This is a genomic window from Streptomyces sp. NPDC006691 (genome assembly GCF_042869955.1).
Classification (GTDB): Bacteria; Actinomycetota; Actinomycetes; order Streptomycetales; family Streptomycetaceae; genus Streptomyces.
In genome coordinates this window covers 105,636-120,873 of record NZ_JBIAGW010000008.1, presented here as the reverse complement: position 1 = coordinate 120,873, position 15,238 = coordinate 105,636, and the positions used below count along the sequence as shown (strand labels likewise).

Here is a 15,238-nt window from a genome sequence, read left to right as displayed (position 1 = left end):
TCCCAATTGGAACATCAGCCGGGCCCGCACCTGTTCCAGCAACGCAATTGCATTGCACCCCGGGCGGGGTGGTGCCGCAGTTGTGAACCAGGACCGGCATGGCCCCCGCCAGCACACAGTACGTGTGCTACGCGAAGCCTTTGACCTGCCTTTTCGCAGGTCAAGTGCGGTCTGCTGGTACGGTGAGGTGCGTGGGTGTCCGTGGTTGTGCGGGGTTGTCGCCGTCGCTACTGCCGTCAGATGATTCAGCCCAGGTACGGCTTCTCGCGCTGCTCCAGGAAGTGCTGGAGCCTGAGTCGTTGGGTGTGGTGCATCGGAATCTGCTCGATCTCATCCGGCGGCACGAACCGAGCTCGGTCGACTCGTCGGAAATCTCCAGCCGGCCGCCGGTGATGCGGGCGGTGAAGCAGACGTCGAACTGTCGTCGGACCTCGCCGTCGGTGTAGGCGATGATGTGTTTCGGGTCGGTGTAGGTGCCGACCAGGCCAGTGATCTCGACGTCGAGGCCGGTCTCCTCTTTGACCTCGCGGACGGCTATGCCTGGGAGGGAGTCGGTGAGGTCCATGCCGCCTCCGGGCAGGGCCCATAGGTCGTTGTCGCGGCGGGCGGCGCTGGAGGAGGATGCGCCCGTGGCCGTCGGTGACGACGGCGGTGGCGGCGACGGCCATGCTGTTCGGCTTGGGCGCGTTGGGGTCGTCGTAGTACTCGGTAGTGGACGACGGCAACGCCCGTACGAGAGGAAGGCTGACCGTGCCCCGCCGCCGAAGCTCTCGGCGTAGGTGCCGAACATGCCGCCTGTCCCGTGTCGGCGAAGATGCCATACGGGGCTGCGTAGGCGTTGACGCCCCAGTCGTATGCGTTGACGAATTGCTGGTCGTCAGCCCGGTAAAGGGAGTCGCTTGTCATTGACTGGATTCGGTGAACTCGTCTAGCCGCTCATAGATTTCATCTACCGCGGCCGCCTCAAATTCCCCCACCATCCAATCATTTGCTGCCATGTGATTGAGGAACTCGGCGGGGAGCTTCACATGATACTGCCTCACATAGTACGCCAGGCTGCTCGGCCACACCCAGGCCCCGTCTGTCCGAATCGAGTACTGGCAGATTCTCTTGGCACTCACATTCAGTAGATCATCAACCCACTGGCTTGCGGCGACAATAACCTCCCCTTGCTCTAGATAGCGCGCTGCCAACGCCTCCCAGGGGTGCTCGGCAGGGTTCGCCGCAGTGGAGACTTCCTCAGCAGATCCATAGAATCCTGCACGTCTCACGATTCCCTCTCCTGCCATCTGCCCCCTCCTGGAAGGAAGCTCGCCCATTCGCCATGGAAGTGGGATCGACCAAGCACTGCACCCTCACGGCCAATGCTGACCCTACCGTTGGGGCGTACGTACAAATAGCCGGTGGGTGCCAGGACCTCCACGCCGAGTTCTTGGCAAGATCCTGCGCGAAGGTTCCTCAAGACGCACCAGTCTGGCAGGAGCAGAGCCTAATTGGCCCGCCGGCGTAGTTCGGGTCACTCATTGTCACGCATTATCACGCCTGCGAGCACCCGGTGTTAATTAGACCGGATCCGCCTTTCGCAGCATTGAAGCTGGGGGCGACCCCATCCGGGGAACCATGGATCCAAACGTCGTGATATCCCTCAGCCACTCGACTTTCGGCATAAACCCGTTCAGCTGGTCTTCTGCGGAAAGAAGGTTGGTTGGGCAATTGTGAACCAGGACCGGCGTAGCCCCCGCCAGCACGTAGTACGCAGGAACGTCATCGACAGTAAGATCATGCGTTCGCTGCCGCTTCGTGTAATGCGCGACCGCACCAATCTGTACGTGTGTGCCGGAACTCGTGCGGAGCCACTGCCCCGGCCGGAGAGATCGTTGTCGATGTCGCCGATGGCCAGGATCTGCGCTCCGTGGGCAAGTCCGACTTGACCTTCGCCGCCAAGGGGTGATGTTGGGCCACGCGCTGTCGGCCGCCTTCTGGGCGGGTTTTTTGACCACTGCCAGCCCCCCGTTCAAGTATTCGGCGCGGTCGTGTCGCAGCCCGGGCCCGGAGACATGGTGTAGCCGGTCGGCTCGCTGGGCCTGCGCAGTCGACGCCGCCGGCAACACCTCCGAGAGCTCCAGCTACCGGTTCGACGTCTCCCCGCGTGATGCGGTGGACGGACCGGGCGACGTCACAGGAGACGCCAAACCGGACCTCTTCGTCATCGACGGCGACGGCGACGGCGACGGCAACCTCCGGATGTACCCCGGGCTGGGAGTTGATCTGCACGCCGGCTACCGCTGCTGGTCAGGGCCCAGATGTCGGGGATTCCGTCACCGTTGACGTTGAGGTCCGGCGTGCCGACGACGACGGGCGGGCCGGCCTTGGTCCAGGAGGAGCCGTACGAGGAGTCGGAGCCTCCAGCGAAGCGCCGGAGCTGCCGAGCGAGGCGGGGCTGGTACCGCCATGTCCGTCCGGCTTGCCGCGGCGCAAACTCAGCTTTCCGTCCGCCGGGGAGCGGTGGACGCCCGGCTCCGTGGTCATCACCGGCGGCTGGTCGACGGTGAAGGCCTTCGGCTGAGCGGCACCACCCCGGGGAAGGGTGGGGCAGGTCACTCCCGCCAAGTGACCCACCCCACCCCCCACGCACGTCATACAGCCGCAACAATGGAGTCGTGATCACTTCGCCGCCACGGAGCGCCCACCGCAAGCCGGAGGCGACTCCCTATGTGGACCTGACGCGCGCCGAGTGGAGCGCCCTGCGCGACAAGACGCCGCTGCCGCTGACCGCCGAGGAGGTCGAGCGGCTGCGCGGGCTCGGCGACGTCATCGACCTCGACGAGGTGCGCGACATCTACCTGCCGCTGTCCCGGCTGCTGAACCTGTACGTGGAGGCCACCGCCCAGCTGCGCGGCACCCTCAACACGTTCCTGGGCGACGCGGGCAACGGGCACGGCACCCAGCGCGGCACCCCCTTCGTCATAGGGGTCGCGGGGTCGGTGGCGGTCGGCAAGTCGACGGTGGCCCGACTGCTCCAGGCGCTGCTCGCCCGCTGGCCCGAGCACCCCCGGGTCGAGCTGGTCACCACCGACGGCTTCCTGTATCCGATGGCCGAGCTCCAGCGCCGCGGCCTGATGTCGCGCAAGGGGTTCCCCGAGTCGTACGACCGCCGGGCCCTGACCCGGTTCGTCGCGGACATCAAGGCGGGCAAGGACGAGGTCACCGCGCCCGTCTACTCGCACCTCATCTACGACATCGTGCCGGACGAGCAACTCGTGGTGCGCCGCCCCGACATCCTCATCGTGGAGGGCCTCAACGTCCTCCAGCCGGCCCTGCCCGGCCAGGACGGCCGCACCCGGGTGGGCCTCGCCGACTACTTCGACTTCAGCGTGTACGTGGACGCGCGGACCGAGGACATCGAGACCTGGTACCTCAACCGGTTCCGCAAGCTGCGCGAGACCGCCTTCCAGAACCCGTTCTCGTACTTCCGCAAGTACACCCAGGTCTCCGAGGAGGAGGCCCTGGACTACGCCCGTACGACCTGGCGGACCATCAACCGGCCCAACCTGGTGGAGAATGTGGCCCCCACCCGCGGCCGGGCCACCCTCGTCGTGCGCAAGGGGCCGGACCACAAGATCCAGAAGATCTCCCTGCGCAAACTGTGACCGCGGGCCGCAGGCCGCGGCCACCAGCCCCACCCGGCGAGGAAACGTGCTGCACCTGCGACTGATCGTGCCCGCCGACCGCACCGACGAGGCCGTACGCGTCGTCGAGTCGACGGTCGGCACCGCCCATCTTGTGGTCCTGCCCGGCGCGGCCCGTGACCCTGCGGGCGATCTGGTGCTGTGCGATGTGGCACGCGAAGCCGGGGACGAACTGATCGCCGGGCTGCGCGCGATCGGTCTCGGCCGGGACGGCGCGATCGCCGTCGACCAGATCGGTCTCTCCATCTCGCGGCGCGCCGACGCGGCCGAGGCGGAGGCACCCGGCGAGGGCGCGGACGCGGTGCTGTGGGAGTCGCTGACGGACGCGACGCACGAGGAGTCGACCCTGTCGGTCACCTACGTCGCGTTCCTGGCCGTCGCCACCATGCTGGCCGCGTGCGGCGTGATGCTGGACAACGCGATCCTGATCGTGGGCGCGATGGCGGTCGGCCCCGAGTTCGGGCCGCTGGCGGGGATCTCCACGGCACTGGTGCGGCGCGCACCCGGGCTGGTGTGGCGCTCACTCGTCGCCCTGCTCGTCGGCTTCGCGGCGGCCATGGTGGTGACCGCGGGATTCGGCTGGCTGATGGACCAACTCGGGCTGTTTTCAAAGGAGTTGCTGGAGGGTCCACGCCCCAATACGGCCTTCATCTGGAAGCCGGACTGGATGTCGTTCGTGGTCGCCTTCCTGGCCGGCATCGCGGGGACGCTCTCGCTGACCTCTGCCAAGTCGGGCGCGCTGATCGGCGTCGCGATCTCGGTGACGACGGTTCCCGCCGCGGCCAACGCCGCGATGGCCTTCAGCTACGCGGAGTACGGCCAGACGTGGGGCTCGACCTGGCAACTGCTCGCCAACCTCGGCGGCATCGTGCTGGCCGGCACGCTCACGCTGCTCGCCCAGAAGGTCTTCTGGGCGAGGCAGCGCAAGCGTCGACTCGCTTAACCCAGCGCCGACTTGACGACGTCGGCCAGACGGCCGGCCACCGAGCGGGCCTGCTCGATGTCGGCGGCCTCGACCATCACGCGGACCAGCGGCTCGGTGCCCGAGGGGCGCAGCAGCACCCGCCCGGTGGCACCCAGCTCGCGCTCGGCCTCGGCGACGGCCGTGCCGAGCTCGGCGGAGGTGGCGACGCGGGACTTGTCGACGTCGGGGACGTTGACCAGGACCTGCGGCAGGCGCGTCATGACCCCGGCGAGGTCGGCGAGGGTGCGGCCGGTCGCGGCGACGCGGGCGGCCAGCATCAGACCGGTCAGCGTGCCGTCACCCGTGGTCGCGTGGTCCAGGATGATCACGTGGCCGGACTGCTCGCCGCCCAGCGCGTAGCCGTGCTCCTTCATCGACTCCAGGACGTAACGGTCGCCGACCCCGGTCTGGACGAGCTCGATGCCCTCGCCCTCCATGGCGATCTTGAAGCCCAGGTTCGACATCACGGTGCCGACGACGGTGTTGCGGCGCAGCGTGCCCGCCTCGCGCATGGCGAGCGCGAGCACCGCGAGGATCTGGTCGCCGTCGACCTCGTTGCCCGTGGCGTCCACGGCCAGGCAGCGGTCGGCGTCGCCGTCGTGCGCGATGCCGAGGTCGGCGCCGTGCTCCACGACGGCCGCCTTCAGGAGGTCGAGGTGGGTGGAGCCGCAGCCGTCGTTGATGTTGAGCCCGTCCGGCTCGGCCCCGATGGTGATGACCTCGGCGCCGGCCCGCGCGAACGCCTCCGGCGAGACCCGGGCGGCGGCGCCGTGCGCCTCGTCCAGGACGACCTTCAGGCCGTCGAGACGGTTCGGCAGCACGCCGATGAGGTGGGCGACGTACCGGTCGAAGCCCTCGCCGTACGAGCGGACGCGTCCCACACCCGCGCCGGTCGGCCGCTCCCACGGCTCGCCCGTGCGGTGCTGCTCGTAGATCGACTCGATGCGGTCCTCCAGCTCGTCGGCGAGCTTGTGGCCGCCGCGCGCGAAGAACTTGACACCGTTGTCCGGCATGGCGTTGTGGCTGGCCGAGAGCATCACACCGAGGTCGGCGCCCAGCACACCGGTGAGGTACGCCACCGCGGGGGTGGGCAGCACACCGACCCGCAGGACGTCCACGCCCGCGCTCGCGAGGCCCGCGACGACCGCGGCTTCGAGGAACTCTCCCGACGCGCGGGGATCGCGCCCGACCACGGCGGTCGGCCGATGCCCCTCGAAGGTCCCCGCTTCGGCGAGCACATGTGCCGCCGCGACCGACAGACCGAGCGCGAGCTCAGCCGTCAGATCCGAGTTGGCGACACCGCGCACGCCGTCCGTGCCGAAGAGTCGTCCCACGTCTGTCCTCCGAAAAGCCGAAAATGCGGGGTAGATAACTGCGGGGGTGGAGATAGACGAACGCCCCGGCAGCACGGAAGGTGCTGCCGGGGCGAACGAGAGCCGTAGTGGCAGGCGCGGATTTAGCGCTTGCTGTACTGCGGAGCCTTGCGGGCCTTCTTGAGACCGGCCTTCTTGCGCTCGACCGCACGGTCGTCGCGGGAGAGGAAGCCGGCCTTCTTGAGGGCGGCGCGGTTGTTGTCCACGTCGGCCTCGTTCAGCGCACGGGCCACGCCGAGGCGCAGGGCGCCGGCCTGGCCGGACACGCCGCCACCCGAGATGCGGGCGATGACGTCGTAGCGGTTGTCGAGTTCGAGCACCTTGAAGGGCTCGTTGACTTCCTGCTGGTGGACCTTGTTCGGGAAGTAGTCCTCAAGCGTACGCCCGTTGATCTTCCACTTGCCGGTGCCCGGAACGATCCGGACGCGGGCGATGGCGTTCTTGCGACGGCCCAGGCCGGCGGCCGGCTGCGGGTCGCCGAAGCGGGACGCCATCGACTCGGTGGTGTACTCGCCCTCGACGGGGACCTCGGACTCGAAGGTGGTGACCTCCGCGTAGGTCTCTTCGCCCTCGACGGGGGTCTCGACAGTGGTCTCGGCCACGATGCTCCTCAGATTCTTTTCTGTCTTAGGGGGTGTGGTGGCCGGAACTACTGCGCGACCTGGGTGATCTCGAACGGCACCGGCTGCTGGGCAGCGTGGGGGTGCTGGTCGCCCGAGTAGACCTTCAGCTTCGAGAGCATCTGACGGCCCAGGGTGTTCTTGGGGATCATGCCCTTGATGGCCTTCTCGACGGCCTTCTCCGGGTTGTTCGCCAGGAGGTCGTCGTAGCGCACCGAGCGGAGACCGCCCGGGTAGCCGGAGTGGCGGTACGCCATCTTCTGGGTCTTCTTGTTGCCGGACAGGTGAACCTTGTCGGCGTTGATGATGATGACGAAGTCACCCATGTCCATGTGGGGCGCATACACGGGCTTGTGCTTGCCCCGGAGGAGGTTCGCAGCGGTGGTCGCCAGACGACCCAGGACGATGTCCTGAGCGTCAATGACGTGCCACTGGCGAGTGATGTCGCCGGGCTTGGGGCTGTACGTACGCACTTCGTAGCCTTCGCTTCTTAGTGGATGGGGAGCAGACACATTGCACCCTGAAGCGATCATGCAGCTGGGACTCACAGTGCCGGGACGATGCCCGTATGCGAGCCACTGGTAACTGCTCCAGGAAACTTGCGCAACGGCTGTCGCGTGAGAACGACCAAGCCAATACGCATAACGAAACACGAGGATACCCGGGCGCCCCCGGACGGGTCAAAACCGCCCGGGGCACACCGGTCCACACCCGCGTCCAACCCGCCCTGACCTGCGCAAACGCCTAGCGCGCCCGCTCCACCCGGCGCTCGTCCCACACCGGCTCCGGCGTCTCGCGCACCACGCCGTCCGAGCCGAAGACCAGATAGCGGTCGAAGGACTTCGAGAACCAGCGGTCGTGGGTGACCGCGAGCACCGTCCCGTCGTACGACTCCAGACCGTCCTGCAGCGCCTCCGCCGACTCCAGGTCCAGGTTGTCGGTCGGCTCGTCGAGCAGCAGCGCGGTGGTGCCGGCCAGCTCCAGGAGCAGGATCTGGAAGCGGGCCTGCTGGCCGCCCGAGAGCTTCTCGAACGGCTGGTCCCCCTGCCGCTCCAGCTCGTAGCGCCGCAGCACCGACATCGCGGCCCCGCGGTCCTTGGCGTGCTCGCTCCACAGGATGTCGACGAGGGTGCGCCCGAGCAGCTCGGGGTGGGCGTGGGTCTGGGCGAAGTGTCCGGGCACGACCCGCGCCCCCAGCTTCCAGTCCCCGGTGTGCGCCACCGACGGATCCCCCGCGAGCAGCCGCAGGAAGTGCGACTTGCCGGAGCCGTTGGAGCCGAGCACCGCGACCCGCTCGCCGTAGAACACTTCCAGCGAGAACGGCTTCATCAGACCGGTCAGCTCAAGGTTCTCGCAGGTCAGCGCGCGTACGCCGGTACGGCCGCCGCGCAGCCGCATGGTGATCTCCTGCTCGCGCGGCGGCTCCGGCGGCGGGCCCGCGTCCTCGAACCGCTTGAAGCGCGTCTGCATCGCGTGGTACCGGGACGCCATGTCGGGGCTGATCGCGGCCTGGTTGCGCAGCCGGAGCACCAGCGCCTTCAGCCGGGCGTGCTCCTCGTCCCAGCGCCGCTTGAGCTCCTCGAAGCGGGCGAACCGCTCGCGGCGGGCCTCGTGGTACGTACCGAATCCGGCGCCGTGCACCCACACGTCCGTCCCGGCCGGGCTCGGCTCCAGGCTCACGATCCGCTCGGCGGCCCGGGAGAGCAGCTCCCGGTCGTGCGAGACGAACAGGACCGTCTTACGGGTCTCGCGCAGCCGCTCCTCCAGCCAGCGCTTGCCCGGCACGTCCAGGTAGTTGTCCGGCTCGTCCAGGAGCAGCACCTCGTCGGGCCCGCGGAGCAGCGCTTCGAGCACCAGCCGCTTCTGTTCGCCGCCGCTGAGCGTGCGCACCTCGCGGAACTGCGCCTTGTCGTACGGCACGCCGAGCGCGGCCATGGTGCACATGTCCCAGACCGTCTCGGCCTCGTACCCGCGCGCCTCGGCCCAGTCACTGAGCGCCTGCGCGTACTTCATCTGCGCGGCCTCGTCATCGACCGTCATGATCAGGTGCTCGGCCGCGTCGACCTCCGCGGCGGCCTCCCTGATCCGGGGCTGCGCCACCGAGACCAGCAGGTCACGCACGGTCCGCTCGTCGCGCACCGAGCCGACGAACTGCGGCATCACCCCGAGCCCGCCGCTCACCGACACCGAGCCGCCGTGCGGCTGGAGCTCGCCGGAGATCATGCGGAGCAGCGTCGTCTTACCGGCTCCGTTGGCGCCCACCAGGGCCACCACCGAGCCCTCCGCCACCCGGAACGAAGCGTCGCCGAGCAGCACCCGCCCGTCCGGCAGGTAGTACTCCAGGTGTGCAGCCTCTAGATGTCCCATGCTGCGGATTGTCGCCCAGCTCCTACCCCCCTGAACAATCGAATTAGGATGCGCGGCATGAGCTTTGGGCAAGGGGGACCCGGGTGGGGCCCGGGGGATCAGCAGACGCCGGACTGGGCGGCGCTGGCCGACGCGTCGGCCGCGCGCAACCGGCGCAGGAAGTGGCTGTTCATAGGCGGCGGCGCGCTCGCCACGGCGGCGGTCGTCGCGGTGGTGGCCACCGTCATCGTCACCGCGGGGTCCAACGACGACGGGAAGTCCGCGAGCGACCTGCCCTCACCGCCGGCGCTGCCCAGCAACAGCGCCCAGCCGGGGCCCTCGTTCTCGCACGTGGCCCCGCCACCCCCGCCCAACCCGTACGACTACGTCGCGAGCGCGAAGAAGGACAAGGCCCCGCTGAGCGCCGACACCCTCTTCCCCGGCAAGAGCCTCACCCTGGGCAGCGGCGCCTACACCAAGGGCCCCACCGACAAGGTCACCGACTGCGCCTCGGTCACCCAGGGTTCGCTCGGCCCGATCCTCAACAACAACGGCTGCCGCCAGGTCATCCGGGCCACGTTCACCAAGGACGGCGTCGCGGTCACCGTCGGCGTCGCCGTGTTCGACACGGACGGCCAGGCCACGAAGGCCAAGCAGCAGGCGAACGGCGGCATCGCCTCGCTCTCCGGCTCGGGCGTGAACACCTTCTGCCGGGGCGGATCGGTCTGCCGCAACACGACCAACTCCTATGGCCGCTATGCCTACTTCACGATCGGCGGCTTCGCCAACGGGAAGAGCGTGACGAAGGGCGACGCGGCCGTCTTCACCGCGGGCGACGAGCTCGCGAAGTTCACCTTCGACCAGATCGTCGCCCGCGGCCGCAACCAGGCGTCAGCAGCAGCCGCCCGTCCCGCCGGCTGAACTCCCGGGCAGCGTGCGCAGGTTGCGCGCCTCCTTGCTGCGCGCGGCGAGCAACTCGTCGGCGGGGTAACCGACTTCCTCCAGGGTGAGCCCGTGCGGCTTCACGACGTGGACGGAGGAGTCGCGCACCGCCGCCGCGAGCACCTCGCCGGGCCACTCCGGGCCCCGGTGGCCGTCGCCGACGTGCAGCAGCGCGCCCACCAGGGAGCGCACCATGTTGTGGCAGAAGGCATCGGCACGCACGGCCGCGGTGATGATCCCGTCGTCACCGCGCGCCCAGGACAGCTCCTGGAGGGTGCGGATGGTGGTGGCGCCCTCGCGCTTCTTGCAGTACGCCGCGAAGTCGTGCTCGCCGAGCAGCGCGGCCGAGGCCGCGTTCATCGCCTCGACGTCCAACTCCCAGTCGTGCCACAGGACATGACCGCGCAGCAGCGGGTCGACGCCGCCCACGTTGTCCGTCACCCGGTAGGCGTACCGCCGCCAGATCGCCGAGAAGCGCGCGTTGAACCCGCTCGGCGCCTCGGCCACCCGCCAGATCCGCACATCGTGCGGAAGCCGCCCCGCGAGGCGCCGCAGCAGCTTCTCGTGGTGCTCGGCCCACACCTGCTCGGGCAGGTCCACGTGCGCGACCTGGCCGCGCGCGTGCACCCCGGCGTCGGTGCGCCCGGCGACCGTCAGGTCGTACGTGACGTCCGACCGGGTCACCGTGCGCAGCGCGTCCTCGATCTCGCCCTGCACGGTCCTGCGCCCGAGCGGCTGCCGGGCCCAGCCGGAGAAGTCCTTGCCGTCGTACGACAGATCAAGACGCACCCGGACGAGGCCGGGCTCCACCTCATCACTCACGTAACAGATCCTCTCAAAGCATCCACACAGCGGAACGGGCCCGCCCCCCGAAGGGAACGGGCCCGTTCACCAGCCTTCAGAACGCTTACGCGTCCTTCGCCTCGTCGGCCGGCTTGGCGTCCTCGACGGTCTCGGCCTCGGTGGCCTTCGCGTCGGACTCCTTGACGGCGCGCACGGTGGCGGCCTCGGCCTCGGCAACGGTCGCCTTCTTGGCGATCTCGCCCTCGACCAGCTCGATCACGGCCATCGGAGCGTTGTCACCACGACGGTTGCCGATCTTGGTGATACGGGTGTAACCACCCGGACGCTCCTCGTAGCGGGGCGCGATCTCGGTGAAGAGGGTGTGGACGATGCCCTTGTCGGTGATCGTCTGAAGCACCAGGCGACGGTTGTGGATGTCGCCCTTCTTCGCCTTGGTGATCAGGCGCTCGGCGACGGGACGCAGGCGACGGGCCTTGGCCTCGGTCGTCGTGATCCGGCCGTGCTCGAAGAGCGACTTCGCCAGGTTGGCGAGGAGCAGCTTCTCGTGCGCGGCGCTGCCGCCGAGACGAGCACCCTTTGCGGGACGCGGCATGGTGTTTCTCCTAGTGATCTGCACCGGCCGTACGAGGTACCGATGTCAGTGTCCGAGCAGGCGGTTACCTGTCGGAGACCCGCGCCCCCAGAGGGGCGCGGGGAACTGCGCGACCGGCCGGAGCCGGTCCGCAGACGAAGACCGTCAGTACTGCTCGGTCTCCACGAAGCCCGCATCCGCGTCGTCGTCCGCGCCGAAGGCGTCGGCCGCGGCGGTCGGGTCGAAGCCGGGAGGCGAGTCCTTCAGGGCGAGGCCCATACCGGCCAGCTTCGCCTTGACCTCGTCGATCGACTTCGCACCGAAGTTGCGGATGTCGAGCAGGTCGGCCTCGGAGCGCGCCACGAGCTCACCCACGGAGTGGATGCCCTCGCGCTTGAGGCAGTTGTACGACCGAACGGTGAGCTCAAGCTCCTCGATCGGCAGCGCCAGGTCGGCGGCGAGGGCGGCGTCCGTCGGGGACGGGCCCATGTCGATGCCCTCGGCGTCGATGTTGAGCTCGCGCGCCAGACCGAACAGCTCGACCAGGGTCTTACCGGCCGACGCCATGGCGTCACGGGGACGCATGGCCTGCTTGGTCTCGACGTCGACGATCAGCTTGTCGAAGTCGGTGCGCTGCTCGACACGGGTCGCCTCGACCTTGTACGTGACCTTGAGCACCGGGGAGTAGATGGAGTCGACCGGGATGCGGCCGATCTCCTGGCCCAGCTGCTTGTTCTGCACGGCGGAGACGTAGCCGCGACCGCGCTCGACGGTCAGCTCCATCTCCAGCTTGCCCTTGCCGTTGAGCGTGGCGAGCACCAGGTCGGGGTTGTGCACCTCGACACCGGCCGGCGGGGCGATGTCAGCAGCGGTGACCAGGCCGGGACCCTGCTTGCGCAGGTACATCACGACCGGCTCGTCGTGCTCCGAGGAGACGACCAGCTGCTTGATGTTGAGGATGAGGTCGGTGACGTCCTCCTTGACGCCCGGCACGGTGGTGAACTCGTGCAGGACACCGTCGATCCGGATGCTGGTGACAGCGGCACCGGGGATCGAGGAGAGGAGCGTACGACGCAGGGAGTTGCCGAGCGTGTAGCCGAAGCCCGGCTCCAGGGGCTCGATGACGAACCGCGAGCGGTACTCGTCAACAACCTCTTCGGTCAGCGAAGGGCGCTGAGCGATAAGCATGTGGAGATCCTTCAGTCATGGGCACCCACTATTTGATGCCCTGCTGGGTACTGCGTACTGCAAGGGTACGGGCGGCACGGCCCGAATGAGCCGTACCGCCCGAGCCTCAAGGCAATCCTTGAAGCAACCTCGCGTCAGACGCGGCGGCGCGGGGAGCGCCGCCCCGGATCAGACGCGGCGGCGCTTCGGGGGACGGCAGCCGTTGTGCGGCGTCGGGGTGACGTCCTGGATCGAGCCGACCTCAAGGCCAGTGGCCTGGAGGGAGCGGATCGCGGTCTCGCGGCCGGAGCCCGGACCCTTGACGAAGACGTCAACCTTGCGCATGCCGTGCTCCTGCGCGCGGCGGGCGGCCGACTCGGCGGCCATCTGCGCGGCGAACGGAGTCGACTTGCGGGAGCCCTTGAAGCCGACGTGGCCGGCGGACGCCCAGGAGATCACGTTGCCCGAGGGGTCCGTGATCGAGACGATGGTGTTGTTGAACGTGCTCTTGATGTGCGCGTGGCCGTGAGCGACGTTCTTCTTTTCCTTGCGGCGCACCTTCTTGGCAGCGCCCTGACGACCCTTGGGGGGCATGTCTTACTCCAGATGGAGGGGAGGTGATCGGTCCTACAGCGAAGACCGCTGAAAAGCGTCCGCTGTGGACTACTTCTTGCCCGGCTTCTTCTTACCGGCGATGGCGCGACGCGGGCCCTTGCGGGTACGAGCGTTCGTGCTGGTGCGCTGACCGTGGACCGGCAGACCACGACGGTGGCGCAGACCCTGGTAGCAGCCGATCTCGACCTTGCGGCGGATGTCGGCGGCAACCTCACGGCGAAGGTCACCCTCGGTGCGGAGGTTGGCGTCCACGTACTCGCGGATCTTGACCAGGTCCTCTTCGGCCAGGTCACGAACGCGGGTGTTCGGGTTCACACCGGTCGAGTCGAGGATCTCCTTGGACCGGGTGCGCCCGATACCGAAGACGTAGGTGAGTGCGATCTCCACACGCTTTTCGCGCGGGATGTCAACACCTGAAACGCGTGCCATTTACTGGCTCCAGTTGTTTTCGGGGGTCTTCCACAGCACCGCTCCCGACCGCCGTACTAGGTACGTTTCGGGTCCCCGGCCCCCGCCGGAGGTGTCACCAGCCGGGGAAACCGGCCAGGTGGATGCTGCGTATGTACGTTTTGCTCGCGTCGCGGGAAGAACTGCGAAATGCAGGTCGGTCGGCGTGCGTCAGCCCTGGCGCTGCTTGTGGCGCAGGTTGTCGCAGATGACCATGACCCGGCCGTGACGGCGGATCACCTTGCACTTGTCGCAGATCTTCTTGACGCTCGGCTTGACCTTCATGGGATGTCAGGTTCTCCGGGTCAGTGCCACCGCCGCCCGTGAGGACGACGTGGGCAAGATCTACTTGTACCGGTAGACGATCCGGCCACGCGTCAGGTCGTAGGGAGAAAGCTCCACCACAACCCGGTCATCCGGGAGGATACGGATGTAGTGCATCCGCATCTTGCCGCTGATGTGCGCGAGGACCTTGTGACCGTTCTGGAGTTCCACCTTGAACATGGCGTTCGGGAGGGACTCGATCACGGTGCCCTCGATTTCGATGGCACCTTGCTTCTTGGCCACGCTTCGCCTTTCGAATCGGCTACCTTGATCGACTCCCGCAGCCGTGTGTGGACACACGGGTACACGAGAGCCGACGCATCAGTCTACGTCAGGGCACTCGAAAAGACGAATCAGATGAGTTTGCCCCAACGAGGAGATCGTTACGCCAGGTGCCGGGGCCACCTATTCCCCCGGCATCCCGGCCCAGCCCCGCCTCAAGACTGAGCGGGGCTCCCCTGGCCCCCTGCTCAGCCCAGCGGATCCGGAGCCGTCGTGACCCCGAGCTCCGCCAGCTTCGCCTTGCCGCAGTCCGGCATCGTCAGGACCAGCGGGCCGTTCTCCGTCAGGGCGACCGAGTGCTCCCAGTGCGAGGACCAGGAACCGTCCGTCGTGATGACGGTCCAGTCGTCCTCCAGGACCTCCGTGCGGGGGGTGCCGAGGGAGACCATCGGCTCGATCGCCAGGCAGAAGCCGGGGATCAGCTTCGGGTTGTGGCGGCCCAGCATGCGGCGCTTGTCGACGTAGTTCAGGAGGTGCGGGTCCATGTGCATCTCGGAGCCGATGCCGTGGCCCCCGTAGTCCTCGACGATGCCGTACTTACCGGTCGAGGGGCGCGGCTGGCGGCGGATGTACGACTCGATCGCGCGCGAGACGTCGATGAGCTTGTTGCCCTTCTTCACCGCGGCGATGCCGGCCCACATCGACTCCTCGGTCACCCGGGAGAGCTCGACCAGCTCGGGCGCGTGCCCGCTGCCGACGAAGGCGGTGTACGCGGCGTCACCGTGCCAGCCGTCGATGATCGCGCCGGCGTCGATGGAGATGATGTCGCCGTCCTTCAGGACGGTCTTGTCGTCCGGGATGCCGTGTACGACGACCTCGTTGACCGAGGTGCAGATCGTGGCGGGGAACCCGCCGTACCCCAGGAAGTTCGACTTCGCGCCGTGCTCGGCGATCACCTTGCGGGCGACCTCGTCCAGGTCCTTCGTCGTGGACCCCGGCACCGCGGCCTCGCGGGTGGCGGCGTGGATCGCGGCGACGACCAGCCCCGCCTCGCGCATCTTCGCGATCTGCTCGGGGGTCTTGATCTCCACCATGTGCGGCTCACGCCTTTCTGGTACGGGTATGGGTCACCCCCAACGATAAGGCTTCCGCAC

16 protein-coding genes and 2 pseudogenes are annotated in these 15,238 nt (G+C 68.1%); 3 read left to right on the top strand and 15 right to left on the bottom strand.

The window, feature by feature from the left end; all coding sequences use genetic code 11:
• Positions 1–245: 245 nt before the first annotated feature.
• The 3 genes and pseudogenes from ACFYNP_RS19790 to ACFYNP_RS19780 form a co-directional block, all read right to left on the bottom strand.
• A pseudogene (locus ACFYNP_RS19790) lies at positions 246–668 on the bottom strand (NUDIX hydrolase).
• 95 nt (positions 669–763) lie between these two features.
• A pseudogene (locus ACFYNP_RS19785) lies at positions 764–897 on the bottom strand (XRE family transcriptional regulator); the annotation flags it as partial.
• Between the two features lie 5 nt (positions 898–902).
• Positions 903–1,289 carry a hypothetical protein gene (locus ACFYNP_RS19780; RefSeq protein WP_388786762.1) on the bottom strand — a complete coding sequence of 129 codons (387 nt, stop codon included), beginning with the start codon at positions 1,287–1,289 and terminating at the stop codon, positions 903–905.
• A 1,371-nt stretch (positions 1,290–2,660) separates the two neighbouring features.
• Here ACFYNP_RS19780 and coaA point away from each other — a divergent pair.
• The gene (gene coaA / locus ACFYNP_RS19775; protein WP_388405644.1) at positions 2,661–3,650 is read left to right on the top strand and encodes a type I pantothenate kinase; all 990 of its coding nucleotides are present in this window, start codon (positions 2,661–2,663) and stop codon (positions 3,648–3,650) included.
• Positions 3,651–3,696: 46 nt separating this feature from the next.
• Positions 3,697–4,632: a DUF389 domain-containing protein gene (locus ACFYNP_RS19770; protein WP_388786759.1), complete on the top strand. Its 936-nt coding sequence runs from the start codon at positions 3,697–3,699 to the stop codon at positions 4,630–4,632.
• Here the strand turns inward: ACFYNP_RS19770 and glmM are convergent.
• The 4 genes from glmM to ACFYNP_RS19750 form a co-directional block, all read right to left on the bottom strand.
• Complete coding sequence (gene glmM, locus ACFYNP_RS19765; RefSeq protein ID WP_388405639.1) at positions 4,629–5,987, bottom strand: phosphoglucosamine mutase; 1,359 nt, start codon at positions 5,985–5,987, stop codon at positions 4,629–4,631. The genes ACFYNP_RS19770 and glmM overlap by 4 nt on opposite strands.
• Positions 5,988–6,109: 122 nt before the next feature.
• Positions 6,110–6,628 (bottom strand): 30S ribosomal protein S9, encoded by a 519-nt coding sequence (gene rpsI / locus ACFYNP_RS19760; protein WP_120721887.1) that lies wholly within the window; start codon positions 6,626–6,628, stop codon positions 6,110–6,112.
• A 47-nt stretch (positions 6,629–6,675) separates the two neighbouring features.
• The gene (rplM, locus tag ACFYNP_RS19755) at positions 6,676–7,119 is read right to left on the bottom strand and encodes a 50S ribosomal protein L13 (RefSeq protein WP_161245590.1); all 444 of its coding nucleotides are present in this window, start codon (positions 7,117–7,119) and stop codon (positions 6,676–6,678) included.
• Positions 7,120–7,390: 271 nt separating this feature from the next.
• Positions 7,391–9,013 carry an ABC-F family ATP-binding cassette domain-containing protein gene (locus ACFYNP_RS19750; RefSeq protein ID WP_388405635.1) on the bottom strand — a complete coding sequence of 541 codons (1,623 nt, stop codon included), beginning with the start codon at positions 9,011–9,013 and terminating at the stop codon, positions 7,391–7,393.
• A gap of 57 nt (positions 9,014–9,070) precedes the next feature.
• Between ACFYNP_RS19750 and ACFYNP_RS19745 the strand changes: the two genes are divergently transcribed.
• Positions 9,071–9,913 carry a hypothetical protein gene (locus ACFYNP_RS19745; protein ID WP_388786756.1) on the top strand — a complete coding sequence of 281 codons (843 nt, stop codon included), beginning with the start codon at positions 9,071–9,073 and terminating at the stop codon, positions 9,911–9,913.
• On the opposite strand, the gene truA is transcribed toward ACFYNP_RS19745, so the two are convergent.
• The 8 genes from truA to map form a co-directional block, all read right to left on the bottom strand.
• Positions 9,884–10,756 (bottom strand): tRNA pseudouridine(38-40) synthase TruA, encoded by an 873-nt coding sequence (gene truA / locus ACFYNP_RS19740; RefSeq protein ID WP_388786753.1) that lies wholly within the window; start codon positions 10,754–10,756, stop codon positions 9,884–9,886. The genes ACFYNP_RS19745 and truA overlap by 30 nt on opposite strands.
• An 85-nt stretch (positions 10,757–10,841) precedes the next feature.
• On the bottom strand, positions 10,842–11,330 hold the full coding sequence (gene rplQ, locus ACFYNP_RS19735) for a 50S ribosomal protein L17 (protein ID WP_388405627.1): 489 nt from the start codon (positions 11,328–11,330) through the stop codon (positions 10,842–10,844).
• A gap of 144 nt (positions 11,331–11,474) precedes the next feature.
• Positions 11,475–12,497: a DNA-directed RNA polymerase subunit alpha gene (locus ACFYNP_RS19730; protein ID WP_010473911.1), complete on the bottom strand. Its 1,023-nt coding sequence runs from the start codon at positions 12,495–12,497 to the stop codon at positions 11,475–11,477.
• A 168-nt stretch (positions 12,498–12,665) separates the two neighbouring features.
• Positions 12,666–13,070, bottom strand: coding sequence for a 30S ribosomal protein S11 (gene rpsK, locus ACFYNP_RS19725; RefSeq protein ID WP_003956432.1), 405 nt, complete (start codon positions 13,068–13,070; stop codon positions 12,666–12,668).
• A gap of 69 nt (positions 13,071–13,139) precedes the next feature.
• The gene (rpsM, locus tag ACFYNP_RS19720; protein ID WP_100578132.1) at positions 13,140–13,520 is read right to left on the bottom strand and encodes a 30S ribosomal protein S13; all 381 of its coding nucleotides are present in this window, start codon (positions 13,518–13,520) and stop codon (positions 13,140–13,142) included.
• A 189-nt stretch (positions 13,521–13,709) separates the two neighbouring features.
• Positions 13,710–13,823, bottom strand: coding sequence for a 50S ribosomal protein L36 (gene rpmJ / locus ACFYNP_RS19715; RefSeq protein WP_003956441.1), 114 nt, complete (start codon positions 13,821–13,823; stop codon positions 13,710–13,712).
• A gap of 60 nt (positions 13,824–13,883) precedes the next feature.
• Complete coding sequence (gene infA / locus ACFYNP_RS19710; RefSeq protein ID WP_003956442.1) at positions 13,884–14,105, bottom strand: translation initiation factor IF-1; 222 nt, start codon at positions 14,103–14,105, stop codon at positions 13,884–13,886.
• Positions 14,106–14,332: 227 nt separating this feature from the next.
• The gene (gene map / locus ACFYNP_RS19705; protein WP_388405622.1) at positions 14,333–15,178 is read right to left on the bottom strand and encodes a type I methionyl aminopeptidase; all 846 of its coding nucleotides are present in this window, start codon (positions 15,176–15,178) and stop codon (positions 14,333–14,335) included.
• Positions 15,179–15,238 lie beyond the last annotated feature (60 nt).

What these genes read in the sequence shown, in the direction of transcription:
- ACFYNP_RS19780 (WP_388786762.1), bottom strand. Translation starts at nt 1,289, where the DNA reads ATGGCAGGAGAGGGAATCGTGAGACGTGCAGGATTCTATGGATCTGCT.
- ACFYNP_RS19750 (WP_388405635.1), bottom strand. Translation starts at nt 9,013, where the DNA reads ATGGGACATCTAGAGGCTGCACACCTGGAGTACTACCTGCCGGACGGG.
- ACFYNP_RS19745 (WP_388786756.1), top strand. Translation starts at nt 9,071, where the DNA reads ATGAGCTTTGGGCAAGGGGGACCCGGGTGGGGCCCGGGGGATCAGCAG.
- rplQ (WP_388405627.1), bottom strand. Translation starts at nt 11,330, where the DNA reads ATGCCGCGTCCCGCAAAGGGTGCTCGTCTCGGCGGCAGCGCCGCGCAC.
- ACFYNP_RS19730 (WP_010473911.1), bottom strand. Translation starts at nt 12,497, where the DNA reads ATGCTTATCGCTCAGCGCCCTTCGCTGACCGAAGAGGTTGTTGACGAG.
- rpsK (WP_003956432.1), bottom strand. Translation starts at nt 13,070, where the DNA reads ATGCCCCCCAAGGGTCGTCAGGGCGCTGCCAAGAAGGTGCGCCGCAAG.
- rpsM (WP_100578132.1), bottom strand. Translation starts at nt 13,520, where the DNA reads ATGGCACGCGTTTCAGGTGTTGACATCCCGCGCGAAAAGCGTGTGGAG.
- rpmJ (WP_003956441.1), bottom strand. Translation starts at nt 13,823, where the DNA reads ATGAAGGTCAAGCCGAGCGTCAAGAAGATCTGCGACAAGTGCAAGGTG.
- map (WP_388405622.1), bottom strand. Translation starts at nt 15,178, where the DNA reads ATGGTGGAGATCAAGACCCCCGAGCAGATCGCGAAGATGCGCGAGGCG.